This is a genomic window from Paraburkholderia ginsengisoli NBRC 100965 (assembly GCF_000739735.1).
GTDB classification, from domain to species: Bacteria; Pseudomonadota; Gammaproteobacteria; order Burkholderiales; family Burkholderiaceae; genus Paraburkholderia; species Paraburkholderia ginsengisoli.
In genome coordinates, this window is sequence record NZ_BBJF01000031.1 from 17,154 (window position 1) to 38,766 (window position 21,613).

The following is a 21,613-nucleotide window of genomic DNA, read 5'->3' on the forward strand; positions in this document are numbered from 1 at the left end:
CTTGGTATCGCTCGCGGAGAGCGATCTGAACATACAGGTCGAGTACTCCCGGCTGCCTAAAAATAGCCTTGCTTCTTGCGCTGTTCCATCGCAGCTTCGGAGACCTGATCGTCCATCCGCGTCGCGCCGCGCTCTGTAATTTCGGTCACAGCCGTTTCGGCGATGATCTTCTCAAGATTGTCCGCGGCGCTTTCCACCGGGCACGTGCAGCTGACATCGCCAACGGTGCGGAAACGCACCAGCACGGTCTCGCTGGTCTCGCCTTCCCGCATAGGCGTGAGCTGCGTGACCGGCACGAGCAGGCCATTCCGGCGCACAATCTCGCGGTGATGCGCGTAGTAGATCGATGGCAGTTCGAGCTGCTCGCGGGCGATGTACTGCCACACGTCGAGTTCGGTCCAGTTAGAGATCGGGAACACGCGCAGGTGTTCTCCACTATGCAGACACGCGTTGTACAGGCTCCACAGTTCAGGGCGTTGCGCCTTCGGATCCCATTGGCCGAATTCGTCGCGGAACGAGAAAATTCGTTCTTTCGCGCGGGCCTTTTCCTCGTCGCGGCGTGCGCCGCCGATCAGCGCAGTATAGCCGCGCTGATCGATAGTTTCGAGCAAGGTCACGGCTTGCGCGGCGTTGCGCGAGTCCGTTTCTCGCCGCAGACGCACAGTGCCGCGCTTGATCGAATCTTCCACATAACCCACCACCAACTCCGCGCCGATCTGCAGCACGCGGCGATCGCGGAATTCGAGCACTTCAAAGTAGTTATGGCCGGTGTCGATGTGCACGAGAGGGAAAGGCAGTACCGTCTTGTGATTCGTACCAATACCGAAAGCCTTCAGCGCGAGGTGCAACGCCACGACCGAATCTTTTCCACCCGAAAAAAGCAGTGCGGCCTTGCTGCATTCGGCAACTACTTCGCGCAGGACGTGAATTGATTCGGCTTCGAGCCAATCGAGGTGACTTATCCCAGCCACCCTAGTGGCGACTGAATCATTTAAAACGCTCGTGGTATTCATCTGCGCATCTCTTGGTATGGCGGGAACGATCTTTTCAGTTGAAACTCGTTGTCGAGAGATCACGTTTCCCATATCCCAACCTCCTACCATGGTCATTCATGGAAGCGCATATCATCGGAGTCGGCAAGTCCAATGAGGTAGGTGGACCCACACCGGCAACCAAAGCGACGCAATATCGGGCAGGTCTGCGGGAAATTTGGCGCTCAAGACAGGATCAAATCGGGTGAAGTGCATCAAAGCGAGATGAAAAGACCGCAACCTGAGCACTCTCGATCTTCACCAGAGCGCGCAACAATAGCCGTGCCCCGTTTCAGTAGCCTCTTGTCAAACGTGAGGCTAGCTCTTGTGGCGAAGATCACTGGCGAATTGAGTCAGCCTGTAAAGCGAGTTGTGTCATCGCCGTAACCGCGCATTAGCAATACCACTGACCACAATTATCAAAGCACCGATAATCGTGAGGGCGGTCGGAATCTCACTGAACAGAACGTAACCGAAGAGTGCTGCCCAGACAAGAATTGTGTATTCGATTGGGGCAACGGTTGAGACATCTGCATATCTAAATGCTAAGGTAAACACGTAGTTACTCAAGCCGCCTGCCAGCCCCATCAACGCGAAGATAAAAAAATCATGCAGCCCCGGCATTGCCCAGTGCGACGACAGGCTAAAAACCGAAAGAACCAGCATCGACACGTTGGTATAGGCGGCGATCAATATTGCCGATTCTGTGCGAGCCAGATGTTTCGTCAGTACGGCTGCAAGCGCATATAGCAGCGCGGAAAGGATTGCTATGGCCGTATAAAACGACGCGGTCAGCGATACGCCGCCGATTGCAACCAGAACGCCTACAAAGCCGAGCGAAATAAGAAACCAACGCACATTTGAAACGGGCTCCTTCAGCAGGATTGCACTGCAGAGCACCATAAAGAAGGGATTAGCTAGAGAGATCGCGGTTACGGTTGCGAGGGGCAGTTCTTTGACACTGAGAAAAAAGGTAACAACGGTCCCTAGAACGAGCGCCCCCCGCAGAAGATGAAGCGGCCATAGTCTTGAGCGTAGTTCGACCGGCTTTCGCTCGCGGGCTTGCGCGATGATAAGAGGGACAAACGCAAATACGGCCCGGAAGAACGCGATTTCTCCGATCGGATAACCCTTAGTAAGCCATTTTGCGCTCGCATCCATCGCAGCAAGAAGAAAGATTGCGAGTACGTAAAAGGCGATGCCTACGGATTGCTTCGGTGCGGCTGCAACGCTCATTGACTCGCTCACGACTTCTCTCCTGAGATAACTTCGTCTATTGCTGTTGGTAGGTTACTCTTGGCTGGTCTTTGCCTGTGGGACAACCGTACTACCGACGATATGTTTCGCCACGTAATAATCGCGAATCATGGCTGCCGCTTCATCAACCGTTAGCCGCGTTGTATCAATTCGGACCTCCGGTGCGCAAGGCTCTTCATACGGAGCGTGTACGCCGGTGAATCCCGTAATCTTTCCGGCTCTCGCGAGACCATAAAGGCCTTTGGGATCCCGAGCCTCTGCGACAGCGAGCGGAGTGTCAATATGAACCTCGATAAACCGTGCATCTCCTATAGCGCGCCGGGCCACGTCCCGGAAGGACGCTTGTGGGGAAATACAAGAGACGGCAACAATCAAGCCGGCGTCCGCCATCAAGGCAGCGACTTCAGCGATGCGACGCACATTCTCGGCGCGATGTTCGTCTGAAAAACCTAGGTCTGCGTTAAGTTTTGCTCGTAGATCGTCTCCGTCCAAGACGCAAAGCCGCCAGCCAAAACACCCAAATTGACGCGCCATCGAGCGCGCTATAGTTGACTTTCCTGCCCCTGAAATACCCGTTAGCCAGAACACAACCGGAGATGGTCCACCACTTCCTTGAGAAGATCTAAACGTGTTAGTTACCGCAAGGGACGACGGCATTGTGATCGAAGAACAATCGACGACCAAGACGCGTCCTCTACTACCGGTTAGCTTTCGGATTGGCGATTGCGTCAATGACGTGGAAAGCTCGTACAGGTTTTGACTCTCGCAATAGAAGAAGTTGCAGCAGCATGCTGGTTCCGCACTTCCATGATCGCAGGCCTGACAGGGACCGTAAACCGCGGGATGTGGTTGTACCCACGGCGTAAAACCTAACGCTAGAAGATTGTCAACGGTAGCGGCTGTCGTCCGCTTTACGGCAGAAACAGCGCCGCAGCTTAAGCCCCATCGTTGCTGGATCGCTACCGCTCTTGCCTCATGCATAAGTCGTTGCAAACCGAACCCTCGATATTCGGGCGCCACGAAGCACGTTCTCGTCTCGACGAGAGTTGGTGTAAGCGGCGAAAGAGAGCTCATGGCAACGATGGCTTCGCCGCTAAGCACAATGAATAGAAATCCGGCCTTCGCGCTGTCACTACAGTATTGCGCAATGTCGCCTACGAAGTTGGCGCGTTCGTGTGCCGGCACTAACTTCAAAAATGCATCGATAAGCGGCTCGTGCTCACGATTTGCAACGGTCAAGGACGCATGCATTGTTGAGGTCTCCGTTCGTTTGGGCTTCAATCTGGATCCGCTGCTCTCGGATGGTAGGAAACATGAAAAGTTGCCTACTGCTTAGCGGCTGGTTCACTCGCGATGCAAGGTCAACACTAGCGGCACGAACCCTGAGTGGATCGGCGCCTAACAAAAGTAGATTTGAATTCGCGCCGATAAACTTCGGCACGTCTTTCCCAAGATGGTGGCGCCAGAGTGCATTCAGGACGTCTTCGATCGGCCCATCAAGTTTGGTATCGTCATCACGAAGCGAGTCATATATTCCAGAGCACATCACTTTCTGAAGTGCAGCAGCGCGGTCGGTTTTCCCAACAACATTCTTAGGGATCGCCGATATGGGCACGAACGCTGACGGGATTTTGTATCCTTCCAGCTGATTAAAAAGGTCCGCCCTGATCCTGGACAAATTCGCCTCCTTTGCACCGTGGCAAAGCGTAATGAGGCAGATAATGTCCTCGCCGAGTGTCGGATGCGGGACGGGGAGGACCACACAATCTGAAACTTCGTGGAAGCCACAGACGAAACGTTCCACCTCTAACGGCGAAACACTATGGCCCCCACGCCGAATCAGAAGTTTGTAGCGCGCGGTGATGTACAGATAGCCATCCGAGTCAAAGAATCCCTCGTCTCCGGTCTTTAACCATTTACCTGGCTCAGCAAAGGGCATTTCTTCATTTCCTGCCATCAGATACCCTTGCATGACGCTGGGCCCGTGGATCTGGATTTCACCTCGCTGTTCTTTTCCTAGGACACGGCCGTCGTCGCCAACTATTCGGATAGATGCGCCTACGGGCAGTCCGACCGATTCAAATTTGAGATCGCTGCCATTCAGTGGCAAGGAGCAGATTAACGAGGCAGTCTCTGTAAGACCGTAAGAGTGAACTATTGAACACTTAAAGCCGCGACCTCGAAGTCGCACTCGTAGTGCTTGAGTAATGGGTGCGGATGAGACACGTAGAAATCTCACGGCCGACACGGCATCGTTTCGAAGCGGTGATCCGCACTCGTCCGCTCGCAAGAGCGCTTCATATAGAGCGGGTACGCCCGTCCACCAAGTAGGCAGCCACTGGTTTACAGCGTGGACTATGGTCGTCGCATCGAGTCCGTCTGCACACAATAATGAGCCACCGGAAAAGAGCGTCGCCAACGTAGCGCTAATCAAGCCGTGAACATGAAACATCGGCATTAAATTCAAGCATCGGTCGAGCGACCTTAAGCCATACCAGTCGACAATCCCTTTCGTCGTTGCGAGAATGTTATCGTGAGTAAGGGGCACATATTTCGGTTTTCCGGTTGAACCTGACGTCGGTACGATGAGCGCGGTAAACGCCCCCTGTGCACTGTTATTTGAGTCCCGTGCAAGAGGGTTGACGCGAATAAGCTCGGCGATGCTTGAAATAACGACGAGGCCTATGCCAAGAGATTTGGCCGCGAGAATTGCATTAGTTTGGCAAAGCTCTGCAACCATACACGACACTTTCAAGTCGGCTAACAACGACACGATTTGATCTGCGCTTGTACCAACCGGAATCTGTAGCGCCACATAACTCTCCGTGGTAGCGATGGCACATATCGCGCCAAGAGGACCCCGAGGAGCCGCGATGGCTACGGTTGAGCCTCGGGCAATACCGGAGGACCCAATCCAGTTCTGAATATTGCTTATAAGCGTGCCCAATTCGGAATAGGTCCATTGCAACTCTGGCGTGCAAAAAGCGGTAGCTTGCGGCTGTCTGGATATAATGGAAGCGAGCGTCTTCTGGATTGTATTGACCATTATTAGTCTCCCGTCAGCCCGCAGTTCCAGTGCCCCGATCATCACTTAATGATTCCACCGTCAACCTGTAAAGTTTCTCCAGACCATACGAAAAGAACAGCTCTTCGTCGACGGGTACATCCGATGGTGCGTAGAAGTCGCGGTTACGCACGCCGTAACCGTCAAGTGGGTCGTGCAGGTTGGGTAACTCAAATGGTTTGGGTTCTTGAGGAAATGTGATGGAAGAAAAGGACCCGTGTAGCGGACTTGTTCCCTTCCAGCCGGTCAGTCTTGCTGGCGAAAAATGATCCGCTATGCCGACTGATTCAAACAGCGTCTTGATCGCCGAAGCCGACTCGGTCCCCAGAGTTGACCGGAAGTTCGTGACCGGGATGGATGCTTGCTCCGCCGTATTGCGGATGCGTCGCTCATTCAGCCTAGCAAGCAGAAAGTGAGCATAAAGGCAACTGGGAGGGATGCGGGAAGACCATTTTCTGGTCCAAGATGCCAGCATGTGGCCGGGTTCCCTCGCTAATACTATTAGCCGAATTTTGGACGGCGGAAAGCCGGATTTCAACAGGGTTTCTAGAGGGTTAAAAAGACACTCTGCGACCGTGTATGGCCCGGACGTTTCTTTGATTACGGTTATAGGCAAAGTTAAAGGAAATTCCGGCGGCGTCTTGCCATTGCCAGACCTCGACGACTGCGCTAGCTCGGCACGAAGTAAATTTTTAATCGGTTGGTAAATCGCCTGGAAGCCGGATTCTGCAAATACATTAAGCAGTGCCGTGCTGCCTACTCGGCATGGGCCCCACAGGAACAGAAGCGAAGGCATTGACTCGGCGCGACGCTCCAGCAGGGCCATTAGCCGTTCAGCAATACGATCTGTGACGCTATCTAGCGTGATCGGCAATTTTTGAAACACGCCATCCGCATATAAAGGAACTGTACCAAGTTGAGAATCTTCGTTGATGACCATTTGGGCCAGAGTCTCAAAGTCTTGCATGTCCCCCCCAACTTGATATTGTTCAGAACCTTCCTGGCGGTCATTCGATCGAGTTCGTTTCCGAGACGATTGGGGTCTACAGATACTTCGATGATTTCCACTGCTCGCCAAGATCAAGTGTCATGGTTTCTCCGGCCGTGACTATGCGAGGCGTCCTGAAAGGGCTAAAGGTTTCAGTGGTCCAAATGACGATGTCGTCGTAGATCAGTTCCTGCTGCCATATAACGCCGTCGGCCTTGCCAGACTGTGCAGTACTGAGAGAAGCGGTTTGCGGCATGCGGGAAAAAGGAGCTTCAAGGCTGTCCAGTCCACAGGTGTAAAAGGCCGTTGGCCGAGATAACGATCTGAATGAGCCGCGCTCGAAACGCGCGCTGGCACTAGCTTGCCCAGGTTGCCACGAATAATGACCGTGGTAGGTGGGGCACGCAATTTGGACAGGGATTTCTTCCTTCGCCTTTTTAATTAACGATTCGAACTTAAAACCATAGGTCGATTCAAGAAGAATGCCGGCGGCGTTCAGATCTGACTCGTACGTAACGATGTCTTGCACCGGGTATTCAACGAGCTGTGCCGAATATCTGATGCCATTTGGGATAATCTTCACGTCTGACGCGCCATAGCGTTTCGCCAGTTTATACACAACCTCCGCACGAGTTTCGTCGAGAAGTATATTATTCATGTACATGAAACCGAGTACGACATCGAATTTTCCCGTCACCTCCGGAACTTCTATATCAAAAAGGTCAGCTTCAATGAATTTAATTTTACTGGAGAATTTATTTTCTTCTGCTAAAGCGGTGGCAATCGGAAGATTCGCATTGTCTACAGCCACAACCTCGGAAGCGCCGCATTGAAGTGCCATAAAACTTAAAAGCCCCGTGCCCGTCCCTGCGTCAAAGACACGATGGCCAGGCTTAACAACCCGTTGGATGGCTCGCCGGACGGCCTGGCCGCGGTCCAGTCGAAGCAAAAGCCGAAGATGTGAATCAGTTGCGTAATCGAAATACATTCGATCGCCCATTTTGCATTGCCTCCGCGTCGGTGGTTGAAATTAACAAAAAAATAACGTTTCATTAGAATATTTTCCGGATGTTCACAACTTTTTACACCAGTTAAAACGGCAATTCAATATATTTTTATTTTACAGAACGCTAATAAAATTATTTCAAATACATAAAATTCATTTTGAATAATGAGAGGAAAGCTGGTAGAGGGTAACAACCATTTTTCCCCAAATGTTAAGTTATCCGACCACCCTTTTCTGACATGCAAGTACTAGCGCGCACTAGTAAAATTTTGTTAAATTAACATTTGACTATTTTGGTGGCCAGATCGCTGTCTGGCGCATGCTTAAATATAGTGAGTGCCACTGATCTATTTCTGGCTAATACCGGGTATTGGCGAAGCGTTCGGTGAACATGCATAAGAGTTCAGCGACATTTGAAACGCCGACAAGACAGCTGGTGAATGAAAATGACCCGATCTCGACGACACACCTGCAACGCGCCGGATACGGCATCGAATGCTGTATATGCATACAGTATTCGATGCCGTAGTGGGCGCCTTTCCAACCGCGAGTCGACTCATCCTGCTCTCGGGCGCGGCTGCAGCTCGGCGGCGGCCGGACACTGTCGTCACGTGCGGAAACGCGTCGCTGGCTACCGAACTTCCCCGGCGGCGCTGGCCTCAGGGAACGTTGACTAATCGACGTAGCCTGTTGAACCTTGATTAAGAGGTAACGTAAGTAAAAGTCCGGATTCTGAGGACTTTCGGTACTGGAATGTGTCCAGGAAGTATCAGACTCGATCATGGTTCATTCCACGATATACTATTAATCGTGGAACTTTCATTTATAGGTTGCGCCATGAAAACGCTAGATGTGTCCCAGGCTACGGCGGCCGCTCACGCTGGTGGCGTCCTGTCAGCCATCCTGAAAGCCGACGGTGGCTCCTTCTATGTCGAACTGGAAACCCGCACGGCCGGCACCGCGGTACTGGTCACCTCGAACAACCGTCGCCCGCGGGCGTTCCGCAACCCTGTCAAGGCGCTCGAAGTAATTCGCGAGCTCGGGTTGCAGAGTGGGCGGTTTTCGCTCGAAGCCTGGCGGCCGGACGAAATCGACTCGGACCGGCAGGGCAGGCCCGATCGTGCCGAGGCGATGAAGGCCACGCATGCGAGCGCCGCCGCTTACGACAAGTGGGTGCGGCAGCAGGTCCAGGAGGCGATCGATGATCTGCGTCCGACGATCGCGCACGACGACGTAATGAAGAAGGCTGACGCACGCATCGAGGCGATGCGGAAGGGCAAGCGTGCGAAGTCTTGAATGGAAGGTACAGGCAGAAAACGACCTGTTTGACATACTCGACTACATCGGCCACGACAGCCCCGAAGCGGCCGTGGCGCTTGTACAGAAGATCCGCACGAAGGTTGACGGCCTGCGCGAGCGCCCCACGCTGTACCGCGCCGGGCGCATCCGAGGCACCCGTGAAATGATCGTTCATCGCAACTACATCGTGTTCTATCGCGCGAGTGATGAAATGGTGACGATCCTTCGCGTGAAGCATGCACGCCAGCAGTGGCCGTGATAGGGGGCGATCTTGGATACTGGCCCGGGCGGCCTGAACGTCTGCACCGGGGGGTGCCAGGGCCCGGTCAGGGGAAGTACCGGGGGCCTCCCAAAGTAGACGCTATGAAGCAGACGCACCTGAGTAGACGCAATGGCGAATACTCAGCAGATAACGCGGGGGGAGTCCAGCCGGACGCTCCCTGCGTAGCCCCGAAGGCTTGTCAGGCAAAGGCAGCGCCACGATACTTCACTCAACGCATCTGACGCAGGGGAAAACGAAATGGCCGCAGCCACCAAACCACTCGCTACAACCGCTATCGACAAGAGCGTGTCGGCAAAGTGGTCCGCGCCGCTCGCAAATGCTGGCTGGACCTCGTTTCCCAACATCATTTTCGAACGTCAGCGGGCGCTCGGTCTGACGCCGCTCGATATCAACATCCTGCTGCATCTGGCGGGTTACTGGTGGAAGCCCGGCGAAAACGCGCATCCATCGAAAGCGACGATCGCCAAGGCTATCGGCGTATCGCCCAGGACAGTGCAGAAGCGCATTGCGGCCATGGAGGCTGCCAAGTTTATCCAGCGGATCTACCGCAAGACCGGCGTGGGCGACAACGACACGAACGAGTACGACCTCAGCGGCCTGATCCAGGCAGCCAAGCCCTTTGCCGAGGAAAAGATCGCGGAGCGCGACCGTCGGCAGAAGGAGCAGGCAGACCGCCTTGCCCGCAAGAAGCCCTTGGCAATCGTCAAGGGCGGCAAAGTCGATTAACGATCACACGGTGTAGCTCAATGGATCGAGCGCCGGCGCGTATACCGCTCGCGGAGAGCGGCTGTTCGATGGGTTGGTTGACACCTCCATCGTACCGCGTCGGAGATCCGGGTTCAAATCCCGGCATCGTTCCCCTTTTCACTGACTCTAATCGTTTTGATACAGCCGAAAAGGCATGAAACGCACGCTCACATACCCCCTCTGTCGCAAGGAGCGAATCATGCGCGCCGAGCTACTAGCCGCAGCCCGTCGCGTCGCAGTCAGTTGGGTAGTGGACAAAGACGTTCAGCGCTATCAGGCGCGAACTTAAGCCGCCATCCGATGTTCGTAATAGGGTCGCTCGCGATCATCGAGGATCGCATACTGCGCGGCAAGGTTGGTCGGGTCGGGACTGAGCCACGCGTCGACATTCGCGGGCTTGATGGGGATGATGCAGCGATCGTGGCCAGCCGCTGCTACCTCCGGCGGTGGCTCGTCGGTAACCGCAGCAAACGACCAGAGGTCGGGTTCACCTGGTATCGCCGTGCGCGACCACAGGCACGCAACCAGCATCTGTTGTGGCGGAGTCGGATCGAACTGCAGAATCAGTTTTTCCCCCTTGCGATCGACGTGCTCGTAGAAACGATTGACGATCATGATGCCGTGGTTGTAGCCGAAAAGCTTTCCCCATACCCGCCGCAGGTTGTTACGTCGGGCGTTGTAGGTCCCCGGCTTTTCCTTCTCCATCTCCTCGGTCCAGCCCGGCAGCCGGCAACGGTACCGCATCGGGACAACGACACGCCGACCGTCCTGAACGATCAGCACAGGGGCATACCAGCCGGGATAGATCCGCGAATCGGCATCCTTCAGGGTCGTGCGCTTCAGATCAGCAAGCCGGCGCACCGCGGCATCGATCCTGTTGGTAGCGATCCGTCTGCTTTCGGCGGCCGCTTTGGTCGGCTTCGCTTCCAGAGTTCGTTCCGCCCTGGCGAGTCGCGTGCGCTGCTCAAAGACCTCCTGTTCGAGTCTGGTTGCCCGCTGCGCATTGTTCCCGGCAATCAATGCCTGGATGTGGCGCTCATCGTCAGTCTGAGCCTGCGAAAATGCCGCCTCCATGGCCAGCGGGGCTTTCATGTCGCGCCCACCGTGTTCCCAGTACAGCTCTGCAAACTCCCGCAGGCTCATGACTGCGCCGAACAGCTTGACGTACTTCTTGTAGTCCGCCTCGATCTGGGCTGAATAGCACACAGCGACCTCCATGCAGGAGCATGCCGATTGATGGTATCGAATTCAGTTCTGAGATGATTATACTGTATATCCGTACAGTCTTTTCAGCCCTGATATGCCCCGCATGCCTGAATGCAAGCCACCCACGATCTACCAGCTGCGCGAGCTGTGGCGTCGCTATCGGGGCAACGGTCTCGTTCACCGTCTGATCCTCGAAATCCAGCACTTACGCGGATTCTTTCGCGACGTGGAGCTGTTGCGCGAGGTTATCCAGCGCTGCTGGTACGAAGAAACTGGCAACAAGCTGGTCGCGCTGGAACGGCTATGCGTCGAGCTGCAGGAGGAACTGTTCCGCGCCGGCGTCGTCACCGACACGCCCAAGCCGCGCGCGCTGCCACCCTTTACGCCACCGTCCCGACATGACCTGCGAGCACTCGCGCAGCACTATCACAACGACGAAGCTATCCAGGCGCTGATCGAGGAAATATGGCACGCGCGGACGTTCGTGCTGCGTGTGGACGAGTTACGTCTTGTCGTCGTGCGCTGCTGGCGTGCGGAAACGGATTGCGATCTCGTTGCACTCGAAGAACTACGCGTGCGCCTCGAAGCCGAGAAGGCGCGCGCCGGCGTCATTGCGTCGGCCGAACCTGCACAGCGTGAACAGCCTGGACTGACCGCGCGCATTCCCCTCGATCTGGATGGTCAGCCGGAGCAACGCCGCGGCTGACGCAGGCTCAAATGCGTTGAGCGGATGAGTTGTCGGTTCCGCCGTCGAAACCTCTGGAGTTGCCGGTTCCGCCGTCGAAACCTCTGGACTCAGAGCCGGCGGCGTCCAGCTGTTCAAGGCGATACCCATAGCCGTAGACCGGCGCCAGCCGGTATCCGTTTTCCGGCCGCAGACCGAGTTTGGAGCGCAACAGTGAAACGTGCGTATCCATCGTGCGTGACGGAATGTCCGCGGCCTGTTTCCACACCAGCTCAGTGATATGCGCGCGTGACAGTGGCCGCCCGAGATTCTGGAACAGCAGCAGCGCGAGCGCGAATTCGCGCTGGGTCAGGGGCACCCGCACACCGCTTTTCGTGGCTTGCCCCAAAGGCAGATCGAATTCAAACTCGCCGAAGACCTCTTTTGGGGCGACAGGATTGAGCGCATACGTACGGCGCAACACCGCCGCGACACGCGCGAGCAGCACGCCGGCCGTGACGGGCTTGACGAGATAGTCATCCGCGCCGGCGTTCAGTATCGACGTGATGTCATCTTCCCGACCGTACGCAGTCATGAAGATGACCGGCAGGCGTTCCGGTCCGCTCTGTTTGACCCATTCCAGCACGGCCTTGCCGGTCATGTCCGGAATTCCCCAGTCGAGCAGCAGCAGATCGAAGGTCTCCCGCCGGAGCGCGTGAACGAGGGCCTGCCCTTTCGAAAACCCGTGGCACGTGTGCCCGGCCGCCGACAGCGTTTCGTCGACGAAAGCGGCCTGAACCGGATCGTCTTCAAGTACCGCAACTCTCATGGCTTCCCCCGGTCCGTGCGCTGGCTGTTGCGGCGTAAATCTTTTGTCGTTTTTTGACTATTCTAGGCCGTGTTGCGCACGCCGCTCACCTGAGACAAACCCCAGCGAAGTACTGTCGCGCCGCTGTGCCTGTGCACATGGTCTTTATCCCCAAGCGCACAATCGCGGCACCGTCGATCTTTCCTACTCGTCCAGTTCCCAGATCGCCCCCAACCCGGCTACATAGCAGAGCAGCGCCCATGCGGAATAGGGAATTTCATTGTCACCGCTAATCCAGCGGCGAATCTGCCGGCCACTCTTGTCAGCCAGATCAAGAAACTCTGCCGCACTGCGACCGGTGAACCCCGCCAGCCGGACCACCTCCTGAACTTCCACGCCTGTGGGTTGAGCCCAAAAGGCCGCGGGCTGCAGACATTCCCGGCGGATATTCACCTGAATAGCAGTAGTCATTTTTCACTCCGTTTCCTGCGCCGACGTGCTTCGTCGTCTGTTCCATTCCAGCCCCCGCAGCTGCGCCGCGGAGGAATCACGCAGCCTTCGGCTGCTTGCCGGCGACACCCACCGGATGCGGATGCCTCACCGGATCGTCCCTTCGCTACCGCTACGGGCCGGCGCGCTCCCCACGCGTGCAACGCGGGGTCCCCGGGCGCCTCGATCCGGGCGCGACGGCGCGCGCGGAATGTCTGCAGTTACCCCGGACCCCGGTTTGGCAGGAAGGAGGGTGATCCCAGCCCGAGGCCAGATCAAGCGTACTGGGCCGTCATTTTCCCGCATCCGGCAGGCGGTCGGCCGAGCATTGGTCGCAACGCCAACGGCAGCATGGCGCAAGGGTCGTCAAGCCCTCACAACGGCAACTCGTGCTGATAGAGCGCCGTGGTCACGGCGTCCATCTGTTCGGCAGTCAGGGTAGACGCATCGATGGTCGCCGCCTGCGCATAGATCATCTCGCCATAGATATCGGCAAGATGGCGCGCCCTGGGACACAGCGCCGCGTCCTCACCCGACGCCTGCCGGGTTCTCCAGAAATTGATCGCCTGCTCGATCTGCGCAATTGTAAATGCTGACATGTTGCCTCCGGGGCCCGCGCGGCATGCGCGGGCAGTACTGGATAGTCAATGATGGTTACGCAAGCACTTCGTAACCGGTTTTGGCCGATAGCGTCATCTCCACCCGGCAGCCGTAAAACTCTGCCACCTGCGAACCTTCGCCGAGAAGGTCAATCAGCGGGCCAATGTACGGGCGTAGCGATCTCACCTGGGCCTGACCGCCGTTGAACCACGTCCGAAGCGTATCGCCCACCTTCACTTCATCACCTCGCCTGTTACACATCGTCATGCTCCCGTTCAACAGCAGGTTCTGCAGGAAGAGGGGCACGCGCTGGCACGCGCTCCAGGTCCGCGAGCGCCGACCGCGCGATCGCGCGAAGCTCATCACGGTGCATTTCGATGGCGTGGCCGTCCCGGTCCCGCATGTTGGCGATGCGATCCAGCGCGTCAAGCGTGCGGGCCGCAGCGTCGGCAGACAAGGCCATGCGGAACAGTTCCGCGCGGGCGATAGATCGGTTTCCGTACTGGTAAACGGCCAGCAACGGGAGCAGTGCAGTGAGCCACGTCGGGCGGATGTTTGTGTTGTCCATTGCTTCCTCACAGTGTCAGGCGAAGAAGCCCCAGCCCTCAGGCCGGGGCTGGTTCCTATCAGTCGATTGCGCGGTAGATCTGCGCGGCCTCTGCGTGGCCCGCCGCAAATTCACGCAGCGCGTGATAGTGCTCGATGATCCGGTCTTCCTGCGTCAGTTCCGCGAGGTGGCACAGGGCGAACAGCGTAACCGTGATGCCGAAGGCGTCCGGACCCATGAATCCGTCGTAGCCGTTCATCAGGTTCAGTACGCGCATCCGGTTGTCGTAGACCGGCGCCATGTAAAAGCCCCCGTTCGACAACGTAAAGAAGGTCCACAAGCCGCCGCGATAGGCTTCGTCCCTGTAGCGTCCGCGTGAAAGGCGGTTGGCCCAGTCATACACGAGCGATTCGCCACGCAGAAAATGAGCGCCCATGTAATGCGGCAGGAAGTCGAGGCGCTTCTCTTCAGGAACAACACTCGCCGTTACGCTGATTTCGTTATTGCTCACGTTTATCTCCGGAAATGGACCGCAGCGGAATGCCGGGCCACATCTACATATTAGGTCTTTTTGACCTTTATATAAAGACGAAACATGATATTAATTTCCAATCAAAGTCTTATCTCAATTTTAAAACAGTATTGATATATACACCTTTAAAAGGTCTTTTTGACCTATAATTTCTATGTGGCCCGGCATTCCGCTGCGGTCCATTTCCGGAGATTAACAATGCAAGTTGCTGAAACACGTGCAACCGAAACCGCTGTCGAAACCAGCTTTTTTACCGACGCTCTAATCGAGTACGTACCGCTCGGGCTGCTGTGCCAGTCGCCGCACAACGTGCGCCGCAAAGCGCCCACCGGCATCGAGGCACTGGCGGAGAACATCGCGGCGGCAGGCGTCATGCAGAACCTGGTCGCGCATGAAATGAAATCGCGCGGCAAACAGCGCAAGCTGGGCGTCTGCGCGGGCCAGCGTCGCCTGCTCGCCCTCGAACTGCTGCGCACGACTGGCCGGATCGATGACAGCTACGCTGTCCCGGTCAAGATCGTGAGCGAAGCGGATGCCGTCGCCGTGTCGCTGATCGAGAACCAGCAGCGCGAACCGATGCACCCGGCGGACGCCTGTGAAGCGTTTCGCTTGCTGGTCAGCGAAGGCCGCACGGTGGACTACATTGCCGCGCTGTTTTCGCTGTCCGAACTCCAGGTGCAACGACACCTGAAACTCGCCAATGTGTCGACCCGCCTGCTCGACGTCTTTCGCGAGGACGGTATGACGCTGGAACAGATTCGCACGCTGGCCCTGACGGACGATCACGCACTGCAGGAGCATCTGTGGTTTGACGCCGCCCAGTCATGGCAACGCAACCCGGCGCAACTGCGCGCGGCGATCACGGACAGCGAGATCGACGCGGCCGACAGCCACCTCGTTGCGTTCGTGACGCTCGACGCGTACGAGGCGGCAGGCGGCACCGTGCGCCGGGACCTCTTTAGCGACGAGCAGAACGCCGGATATGTGACGGATGCCGGGCTGCTGCAACGCCTCGTGGCAGAAAAGCTGGCCAGCGTGGCGCAGACCCTGAGTGCCGACGGGTGGAGTTGGGTCGAAACGCGGGTACGCCGCGATTTTGGCGAAATGGCCCGCTATGGCCGGTTGCCGTCGGCATCGCGCGACTACACGAAGAAGGAAAAGACCGAGCTTCGCGCACTGAAGAAGGCGAGCGAACAGGCCGCAGCGGAACTGAACGCGTACTACGACGCCGAGGACGAGGACGAACAGGACGCCGAGGACTTCGACCGTCTTGACGCCCTGCAAGACGCCGCTAATGCCGCGTCCCAGGCGGTGGACGATTTTGCGGATCGCCTCGAAATCTGGAGCGACGAGCAGAAGGCGCGCGCCGGTGCCTTCGTGACGCTCGACCATGACGGCCACGCCGTGATCGAGCGCGGTCTGGTCAAACCGGAGGACCGGGCCAGCGTGACGCGCGACGGCGTGAGCGGCGCAGCCGAACTGCCCGCGCCCGCCGAAAAGCCGCTGCACGGCAAAGACCTGAGCCGTCGCCTGACGGCGCACCGCACCGCCGCCGTGCAGATCGAGCTTGCCCGCAATCCGGTGGCCGCCCTCGCGGTCCTGATGCACCGCCTGATTCCGGTTGTGTTCAGCGAGCGCTATGTGTGCGTCTACGACCAGCATGCCGCCGATGTGCGGGCCACGTGCTCACACGACCGTCTGTTGCAGGCGGCGGACGACATGGAGACGAGCGCGGCCTGGCAGGAAATTTCCGCCGAGCGCGAAAAGTGGGCCGCGCTGTTGCCGAAGCGTTTCAGTGATGTGCTGCCCTGGCTGATGGCACAGCGCGAAGACGTCATGAGCAATCTGTTCGCCTTCTGCGTGGCCTCGACCGTGAATAGCGTGAGCGAATCGAATGGCTCGCACCCGGTGAACCTGCTGTTGAATCTGCTGGACGTCGACATGGCGAAGTACTGGACGCCGACGCGAGCCAGCTACCTGAACCACGTTTCGAAGGCGCGCATCGTTGAAGTGGTTGCACAGGCGGTTTCAGCGGAAGCCGCCGCGCCGCTGGAGAAACTGAAGAAGGCCGCAGCGGCAGAAACGGCAGAACGATTGCTGGCTGATTCGCGCTGGTTGCCCGACGTGCTGGCGAGCCGTGAAACACCGGTCGTGTGGGATGACGACGAGGACGAGGAAGACGCCGCATAAATTACTGGAATAGCTAACCGGACCCGGGCCACTGGCCCGGGCACAGAGCCCGCAGCGTACGACCGGAACCGATCATGAAACCATTATCCGAACGGGCGAAGAAACGGCTTCGAATCGCAGCCGGGCTGCTACGGAAGCAGGGTGTGCGGTTTGCAAAAGACGGCGACTTCTACGGCCTCGTCATGAAAGCCATCGAGAGTCACGCGGCAAAGGACCAGTTGCGCGAACTGGTCGACTGGGTAGAAGCCTACGACGCGGCCAGTGACTCAGAAAAACCGAGCGGCGGGAGCCGCCCGCGAGGGGAAGCCCCTCGCTCCTGAAAGCGGGTTTTAACTGGCGGGGTCGCGCGGGAGCGCGAGCCATGCGTCCCACCTTCGACCAACCTGCCGCCGCGTTTTCGCGGTCAGCCCTCCGCCGTGACAGGCTCAGGCGCTTCCTCTTTTCTCTCCTTCTCCCGCTTCGAGATAAAGGCGTCACCACGCTTTTTCAGCGTCACCGCCAGATCGCTATCGGTTTTCATCTGGTCGAGTGCCCACAGCAACGCGCCGGTGAGCGTGCCGCGATCAACCGGGAAATCCACCATCGAGACGATGCCGCCGAGTTCGATCAGTTCGCGCGTGCGGGCCTTGCGCTGCTCGTCGCGCCGCTCGGCCATGACCTTCTGTGCGGCGACGCGCGCCTCATCGGCTTTCTGGTTGATTTTTTCCAGCCGCACCATCGCGTCAAGCTGACGCAACTCCTGTTTTGTGGGCGATTCGATCAGCGCCAGTTCGAGCAGCATTTTCTGCGATTCGGTCGGTGCCTTCAGCGCCTTGATGAACTGGATACGCGAATCAAGCCAGTCGTTCTTTTCCACGGTCAATCCTCCTGAATGATCAAAACATTGATTGTTCGGAACGGGCTGGCTGCCAGTCCTTTTCGCCGCTGATGCGCCACGGGATGTTCAGTAAGGCAGTCACATTTTCGGCACCAGAGCGATTGGTGTAGACAAGGAAACGTGCATCCTCGGGGTGAGGTCGCCATGACCGGGTGACAGTCAGCCCGCCGTCCGGATGTTCAATACCCGCGAAGTCGAGCATCCAGTGAATCTGGCTGGCCCGCTCCCAGCGCTCAATCAGTGTGCGGTCGTAAAGTTCGACTTCCTCGCGAGACCAGTTGTTGAGCGCGGCGAGCCGATCGAGCGTTTCAGACAGGCGCCCGTGAGCATTCGCATACCCGGGATGGAAGCACAGGTGGCAGTCCGGACAAACGCTCATTAGCCCGCGAAGCCGCTGGACGCCGAAGACGGTCAACTCATCGCGCCGCGCCATTTCGTCGTCGGACGGAAAGTCGTATTCCCAGACTTCATGGACTTCGAGCGCGTTGATCTGAAGTCCGCAGAGTTCGCACACACGGTGATTCTGCTCGATGACCGGCGCGCGCATTGCCGCCCATGATCCCGGAACCAGCAGATTGGCGAGACTCGCGCCCCATGCCGTTTCCGGGATCAGGTCGCCGGTGACCGTGCGCGAGTTATCAATCACCGCAGGTGGTCTGGCGAAGGGTTCCGGATAGTCACCCCGGAACGCTATCTGGCCGTCGAGCGAACAGATCACATCGCCAAACATCGGGTGCACATCGTCCCAGTCGGCGACTGCATTACGCTGGAACAGCGAGTCGAGTGGTATTGCCAGTGTCATCAAACCTCCCGGTAAGCCCCTTCCTGCCAAGCCATCCCACATCCTGAAAAAATCGTTGCCGCCAGAGAAGGCCAGAGGCGTCTGCAAGGGTGTATCTGAGAATCAGCGCGATTACAGGTTTCTATGCTAGCATAGAAACATTCTGCAAATCAGCGGCGTCGCCATTTCATGCCGAGCAATCACATCAGCGTCAAGAATGGCCTGCGCGGCAGCGGCGGGCAGCATTTCCAGTATCTGCTGCGCGAGGGGCACTACGCCTACATTTCGCGCGACGGGAAGTTCGAGGAACGTGGCGATCTGCAGACCAGCGGGAGCGGCAACATGCCCGCGTGGGCCGCGCACGATCCGGCGCTTTTCTGGCAGGCTGCTGACCAGTACGAACGGGCCAACGGCCGGATTTACAAGGAAGTGGTCGTGTCGCTGCCGCGTGCGCTGAGCGAGGAACAGCGCGTGGAACTGGTCGGCGAGTTTGTCGACCATCTGCTGGGCGACCGGCACGCGTACAGCTGGGCAATCCACAATCCGGCGGCCAGCGACGGCGGTGAGCAGCCGCACGCCCACATCATGTTCACGACCCGTGTGAACGACGGCATCGCGCGAGATCCGGCGCAATTCTTCCGGCGCTGGAACCGGGAGCATCCAGAAAAAGGCGGAGCCGGCAAGGATCCGTACTTTGATACCCGGCAGTTCATTCGTGATGTTCGGGAAGAGTGGGCGATGACCGCCAATCACTTCATGTCGCGCCACGGCGTGGAAGCCCGCATCGAACATCGCAGCTACAAGACGCTGGGTATCGAGCTGGAGCCTTCCGTGAAAGTGGGTATTGCGAAATACGGTGGCGAGCGTGGCGTGATGGAAGACGTGCTGGCCGAGAACCGGGCACGCTCCCGCCGCAATGGGGAAAGACTGCTGATCAATCCGGCGATGGGTGTGCACGCGCTGACCGTCATGCAATCGACGTTCTCACGGCGCGACGTCGAGCAGTTTGTGTTCCGCAACACCGATGGCGAGGAGCAGTTCCGTCAGGTTTATGCGCGGATGATGAACTCTAAGGAGCTGCTGGCGCTGAAAGATACGGGGCGTGAGGGCGAGTGGTTCACGTCGACCGAACTGCATCAGATTGAGGAGCGGCTGGTGCGGCGCGCGCAGACGATGACGCGCGAATCCGGCACCGCGCAGGGCGATCAGGCGGTGCGCGACAACCTGCGGGCGACGCGTTCATTCAATGCCGGTCAGGATGCCGCTTTTGTTGCGCTCACGGGTAATGGCCAGCTGGTGGTTGTGAACGGCGCGGCCGGCACCGGCAAGAGCTATGTGCTGGCTGCTGCGCGTGAAGCGTTCGAAGCCGACGGTCTGCGCGTGCTCGGCGCGGCGCTGCAGGGCAAGACGGCCGACGACATGCAGCGCGACGCCGGGATCTCCAGCCGCACGCTGCACAGTCTGCTGTCTTCGATCGAACGGGGCAGCGTCACGCTCGATGCGAAAACCGTCGTCGTGATCGATGAAGCCGGGATGGTCGGTTCGCGCCAGATGGAAAAACTGCTCGGTCACGCCGAGGCGGCCGGCTCGCGCGTGCGCCTGGTGGGCGACGCGTTCCAGCTGCACGCGGTCGATGCAGGCGATGCGTTCCGCGCGGTGTCGCGCGAAGCCGCGGCCGCTGGAAAACTCGAAAGTCTGACCGAGATCGTGCGGCAGAAAGAGGCCTGGCAGCGCGAAGCGTCGGTGGCGCTCTCGCGTCACGACATTGGCGCCGCGGTGGATATGTATGCCGAACGTGGCGCGATGCAGCTGTTCGAAACGCTTGGCACCGCCCGTGAGCAGCTGATCGCCCAGGCGATGGACGATGCACGGGCCGCGCCGGGCGAAACGCAGATCCTGCTCACGCATACGAACGAGCAGCGCGAGGCGCTGAACCGGCGCATCCGTGAGTTCCGGCAGGCGAGCGGCGAGCTCGGCGCGGATCAGATCGTGCGAACCGAGGAACGAAGCATGGCGCTCGCGCACGGCGACCGGCTGATGTTCCTGCGCAACGATTACACGATGCAGGTGAAAAACGGGACGCTGGCCACCGTCGAGCGGATCGAGCAGAAAACCGCAAACGGCAAATCCAGACAGGATGAAGGCGCACTGGTGCATGTGCGGCTGGACGATGGCCGACGGTTGACGGTCGACACCGCGCAGTACGGTCATTTCGATCACGGCTACGCGCTGACGATTCACAAGAGTCAGGGCGTGACGGTCGACCGGGCCTACGTGCTGGCCACGAAAAGCATGCACGCCGAGCTGACATACGTATCGATGACGCGGCACAAAACCGCGCTCGTGGTGGCGGCCGGGCGCGACGAATTTGCCGACCGCGATGCATTCGTGCGCGGGCTGTCACGCGCGGACGACAAGTCATTCAGCGCGCAGCACCAGCTGCGGCCGGATCGCGATCGCACTCCCGAGCTGGGCTACCGGCACACGCTGGGCCAGCGCCGCGCGCAGTTCTCGAGCGGACCGCGACCGCGCCATACGGCACAGCGAACGGAACGGGTCGTGGAACATTATGCCGATGCGCTGGTAAGCGAAAGGCAGGCCAGGCAAACCGATAAGCGTTTGCTGGCACACGAGCACGCGGCACTCCAGCGCACGGGCGCGCAGCTGACACGTCTGGACCCAGCCATGCGTTCGGACATCGACCGGCAGATCAACCAGTACGACCGGAGTGCCTGGGATGCCCTGATTGCGCTGAGTGGAAAAAAGCGCGCACGCGAACTGGTCCGGCAGGTGCGCGCAGCCCGTGAGGACCCGACTGCTGGCACAGCAGTCCGTCAGGAACTGGCGTCCGGGCGCGGATCGCCTGGTCTTGCTGCGGATACCAGGCGGACCCGCAAGGCGTTCTCCGCTTTGACACCCGCAGAAAAAGCCGCTCGCCGGAAAGAATACATGGCCGAGCAACACCGCAAGGCGGGCGTGGAGAGTCCCGACGCGGCGCAGCGTGCGAGTGTCCGGCGGCCCGGGACAGATTACGGGCTGGACTAGTCCATTACGCGGATTATCTGATTATTGGGATGAACCAATTAAGATGTAAACAGCCCCATATTTGGGCTCTGCCCATCACCGCCTCGGAATGACGGTGTTTTTTACAGCCTGCGCTAAATCAGCGCGGGCTTTTTTTATTGCTTTTAAAAGCGATAAACCGCAATTCGGCGATTGACATTTCCGCGAGGGCGGATTACCG

Annotated in this window: 22 protein-coding genes, 1 tRNA gene and 1 pseudogene; 9 read left to right on the forward strand and 15 right to left on the reverse strand. The window is 58.2% G+C overall.

The features are described from left to right. Nucleotides 1-56: 56 nt before the first annotated feature. The 6 genes and pseudogenes from cysD to BGI01S_RS28350 all read right to left on the reverse strand — a co-directional run bounded on the left by cysD (nt 57) and on the right by BGI01S_RS28350 (nt 7,340). Complete coding sequence (gene cysD / locus BGI01S_RS28335) at nt 57-1,013, reverse strand: sulfate adenylyltransferase subunit CysD (RefSeq protein ID WP_042329723.1); 957 nt, start codon at nt 1,011-1,013, stop codon at nt 57-59. A 393-nt stretch (nt 1,014-1,406) separates the two neighbouring features. Next, nucleotides 1,407-2,279: a DMT family transporter gene (locus BGI01S_RS28340; protein WP_157004288.1), complete on the reverse strand. Its 873-nt coding sequence runs from the start codon at nt 2,277-2,279 to the stop codon at nt 1,407-1,409. Nucleotides 2,280-2,321: 42 nt separating this feature from the next. After that, nucleotides 2,322-2,903, reverse strand: a pseudogene (cysC, locus tag BGI01S_RS31260) (adenylyl-sulfate kinase); the annotation flags it as partial. A gap of 604 nt (nt 2,904-3,507) precedes the next feature. Next, nucleotides 3,508-5,334, reverse strand: a complete 1,827-nt coding sequence (locus BGI01S_RS29945; protein ID WP_167335687.1) for an AMP-binding protein — start codon at nt 5,332-5,334, stop codon at nt 3,508-3,510. 13 nt (nt 5,335-5,347) lie between these two features. Beyond that, nucleotides 5,348-6,319 (reverse strand): hypothetical protein, encoded by a 972-nt coding sequence (locus BGI01S_RS30445; RefSeq protein WP_157004289.1) that lies wholly within the window; start codon nt 6,317-6,319, stop codon nt 5,348-5,350. 76 nt (nt 6,320-6,395) lie between these two features. Further along, a complete protein-coding gene (locus tag BGI01S_RS28350) occupies nt 6,396-7,340 on the reverse strand; it encodes a 50S ribosomal protein L11 methyltransferase (protein ID WP_042329726.1) in 945 nt (314 codons plus the stop codon). 843 nt (nt 7,341-8,183) lie between these two features. Between BGI01S_RS28350 and BGI01S_RS28355 the strand changes: the two genes are divergently transcribed. From BGI01S_RS28355 to BGI01S_RS30450, 4 genes are all read left to right on the forward strand, one after another. Beyond that, complete coding sequence (locus BGI01S_RS28355; protein ID WP_042329727.1) at nt 8,184-8,642, forward strand: antitoxin PaaA2 family protein; 459 nt, start codon at nt 8,184-8,186, stop codon at nt 8,640-8,642. Beyond that, nucleotides 8,629-8,904, forward strand: a complete 276-nt coding sequence (locus tag BGI01S_RS28360) for a type II toxin-antitoxin system RelE/ParE family toxin (RefSeq protein WP_042329728.1) — start codon at nt 8,629-8,631, stop codon at nt 8,902-8,904. The genes BGI01S_RS28355 and BGI01S_RS28360 overlap by 14 nt, the downstream gene beginning before the upstream one ends. A gap of 261 nt (nt 8,905-9,165) precedes the next feature. Next, on the forward strand, nt 9,166-9,654 hold the full coding sequence (locus BGI01S_RS28365; protein WP_042329729.1) for a helix-turn-helix domain-containing protein: 489 nt from the start codon (nt 9,166-9,168) through the stop codon (nt 9,652-9,654). Nucleotides 9,655-9,660: 6 nt separating this feature from the next. Further along, a tRNA-OTHER gene (locus tag BGI01S_RS30450) sits at nt 9,661-9,786 on the forward strand. A 174-nt stretch (nt 9,787-9,960) separates the two neighbouring features. On the opposite strand, the gene BGI01S_RS28370 is transcribed toward BGI01S_RS30450, so the two are convergent. After that, complete coding sequence (locus BGI01S_RS28370) at nt 9,961-10,881, reverse strand: SOS response-associated peptidase family protein (protein WP_042329740.1); 921 nt, start codon at nt 10,879-10,881, stop codon at nt 9,961-9,963. A 226-nt stretch (nt 10,882-11,107) separates the two neighbouring features. Here BGI01S_RS28370 and BGI01S_RS28375 point away from each other — a divergent pair, with 226 nt between their 5' ends. Continuing rightward, complete coding sequence (locus BGI01S_RS28375; RefSeq protein WP_157004290.1) at nt 11,108-11,587, forward strand: hypothetical protein; 480 nt, start codon at nt 11,108-11,110, stop codon at nt 11,585-11,587. A 7-nt stretch (nt 11,588-11,594) separates the two neighbouring features. Here the strand turns inward: BGI01S_RS28375 and BGI01S_RS28380 are convergent, their stop codons facing one another. Beyond that, nucleotides 11,595-12,317, reverse strand: coding sequence for a response regulator transcription factor (locus BGI01S_RS28380; protein WP_232624512.1), 723 nt, complete (start codon nt 12,315-12,317; stop codon nt 11,595-11,597). On the opposite strand from BGI01S_RS28380, the gene BGI01S_RS31265 reads away from it, so the two are divergent. Next, nucleotides 12,261-12,431 (forward strand): hypothetical protein, encoded by a 171-nt coding sequence (locus BGI01S_RS31265; RefSeq protein ID WP_232624513.1) that lies wholly within the window; start codon nt 12,261-12,263, stop codon nt 12,429-12,431. The two genes, BGI01S_RS28380 and BGI01S_RS31265, sit on opposite strands and share 57 nt — an antisense overlap. Before the next feature lie 126 nt (nt 12,432-12,557). Here BGI01S_RS31265 and BGI01S_RS28385 read toward each other — a convergent pair whose 3' ends face one another. The 5 genes from BGI01S_RS28385 to BGI01S_RS28405 all read right to left on the reverse strand — a co-directional run bounded on the left by BGI01S_RS28385 (nt 12,558) and on the right by BGI01S_RS28405 (nt 14,500). After that, nucleotides 12,558-12,824 (reverse strand): hypothetical protein, encoded by a 267-nt coding sequence (locus BGI01S_RS28385; protein WP_042329731.1) that lies wholly within the window; start codon nt 12,822-12,824, stop codon nt 12,558-12,560. 392 nt (nt 12,825-13,216) lie between these two features. Further along, on the reverse strand, nt 13,217-13,441 hold the full coding sequence (locus BGI01S_RS28390; RefSeq protein ID WP_042329732.1) for a DUF3717 domain-containing protein: 225 nt from the start codon (nt 13,439-13,441) through the stop codon (nt 13,217-13,219). 55 nt (nt 13,442-13,496) lie between these two features. Continuing rightward, nucleotides 13,497-13,709: a hypothetical protein gene (locus BGI01S_RS28395; protein ID WP_157004291.1), complete on the reverse strand. Its 213-nt coding sequence runs from the start codon at nt 13,707-13,709 to the stop codon at nt 13,497-13,499. Continuing rightward, nucleotides 13,696-14,010 carry a hypothetical protein gene (locus BGI01S_RS28400; RefSeq protein ID WP_042329734.1) on the reverse strand — a complete coding sequence of 105 codons (315 nt, stop codon included), beginning with the start codon at nt 14,008-14,010 and terminating at the stop codon, nt 13,696-13,698. Before BGI01S_RS28400 ends, BGI01S_RS28395 begins: the two co-directional genes overlap by 14 nt. Before the next feature lie 58 nt (nt 14,011-14,068). Then, complete coding sequence (locus BGI01S_RS28405) at nt 14,069-14,500, reverse strand: antirestriction protein (protein WP_042329735.1); 432 nt, start codon at nt 14,498-14,500, stop codon at nt 14,069-14,071. Nucleotides 14,501-14,830: 330 nt separating this feature from the next. Here BGI01S_RS28405 and BGI01S_RS28410 point away from each other — a divergent pair, with 330 nt between their 5' ends. Then, complete coding sequence (locus tag BGI01S_RS28410; protein ID WP_457920617.1) at nt 14,831-16,711, forward strand: ParB/RepB/Spo0J family partition protein; 1,881 nt, start codon at nt 14,831-14,833, stop codon at nt 16,709-16,711. Nucleotides 16,712-16,785: 74 nt separating this feature from the next. Continuing rightward, entirely contained in the window at nt 16,786-17,031 is a 246-nt protein-coding gene (locus tag BGI01S_RS28415) for a hypothetical protein (RefSeq protein WP_042329737.1), read from the forward strand. A gap of 83 nt (nt 17,032-17,114) precedes the next feature. Here the strand turns inward: BGI01S_RS28415 and BGI01S_RS29095 are convergent, their stop codons facing one another. Together BGI01S_RS29095 and BGI01S_RS28425 are read right to left on the reverse strand one after the other, a co-directional pair. Next, on the reverse strand, nt 17,115-17,567 hold the full coding sequence (locus tag BGI01S_RS29095; protein WP_052400547.1) for a conjugal transfer protein TraD: 453 nt from the start codon (nt 17,565-17,567) through the stop codon (nt 17,115-17,117). A 19-nt stretch (nt 17,568-17,586) separates the two neighbouring features. Next, entirely contained in the window at nt 17,587-18,390 is an 804-nt protein-coding gene (locus tag BGI01S_RS28425) for an HNH endonuclease (RefSeq protein ID WP_042329738.1), read from the reverse strand. 168 nt (nt 18,391-18,558) lie between these two features. Here BGI01S_RS28425 and BGI01S_RS28430 point away from each other — a divergent pair, with 168 nt between their 5' ends. Continuing rightward, on the forward strand, nt 18,559-21,414 hold the full coding sequence (locus BGI01S_RS28430) for an AAA family ATPase (RefSeq protein WP_052400548.1): 2,856 nt from the start codon (nt 18,559-18,561) through the stop codon (nt 21,412-21,414). The last annotated feature ends 199 nt before the right edge of the window (nt 21,415-21,613 follow it).

Excerpts from the sequence above, each read along its gene's own strand:
- cysD (WP_042329723.1), bottom strand. The coding sequence starts at position 1,013 with ATGAATACCACGAGCGTTTTAAATGATTCAGTCGCCACTAGGGTGGCT.
- BGI01S_RS28390 (WP_042329732.1), bottom strand. The coding sequence starts at position 13,441 with ATGTCAGCATTTACAATTGCGCAGATCGAGCAGGCGATCAATTTCTGG.
- BGI01S_RS28385 (WP_042329731.1), bottom strand. The coding sequence starts at position 12,824 with ATGACTACTGCTATTCAGGTGAATATCCGCCGGGAATGTCTGCAGCCC.
- BGI01S_RS28365 (WP_042329729.1), top strand. The coding sequence starts at position 9,166 with ATGGCCGCAGCCACCAAACCACTCGCTACAACCGCTATCGACAAGAGC.
- BGI01S_RS28395 (WP_157004291.1), bottom strand. The coding sequence starts at position 13,709 with ATGACGATGTGTAACAGGCGAGGTGATGAAGTGAAGGTGGGCGATACG.
- BGI01S_RS28415 (WP_042329737.1), top strand. The coding sequence starts at position 16,786 with ATGAAACCATTATCCGAACGGGCGAAGAAACGGCTTCGAATCGCAGCC.
- BGI01S_RS30445 (WP_157004289.1), bottom strand. The coding sequence starts at position 6,319 with ATGCAAGACTTTGAGACTCTGGCCCAAATGGTCATCAACGAAGATTCT.
- BGI01S_RS28430 (WP_052400548.1), top strand. The coding sequence starts at position 18,559 with ATGCCGAGCAATCACATCAGCGTCAAGAATGGCCTGCGCGGCAGCGGC.
- BGI01S_RS28400 (WP_042329734.1), bottom strand. The coding sequence starts at position 14,010 with ATGGACAACACAAACATCCGCCCGACGTGGCTCACTGCACTGCTCCCG.
- BGI01S_RS28425 (WP_042329738.1), bottom strand. The coding sequence starts at position 18,390 with ATGACACTGGCAATACCACTCGACTCGCTGTTCCAGCGTAATGCAGTC.
- BGI01S_RS29945 (WP_167335687.1), bottom strand. The coding sequence starts at position 5,334 with ATGGTCAATACAATCCAGAAGACGCTCGCTTCCATTATATCCAGACAG.
- BGI01S_RS28350 (WP_042329726.1), bottom strand. The coding sequence starts at position 7,340 with ATGGGCGATCGAATGTATTTCGATTACGCAACTGATTCACATCTTCGG.
- BGI01S_RS28355 (WP_042329727.1), top strand. The coding sequence starts at position 8,184 with ATGAAAACGCTAGATGTGTCCCAGGCTACGGCGGCCGCTCACGCTGGT.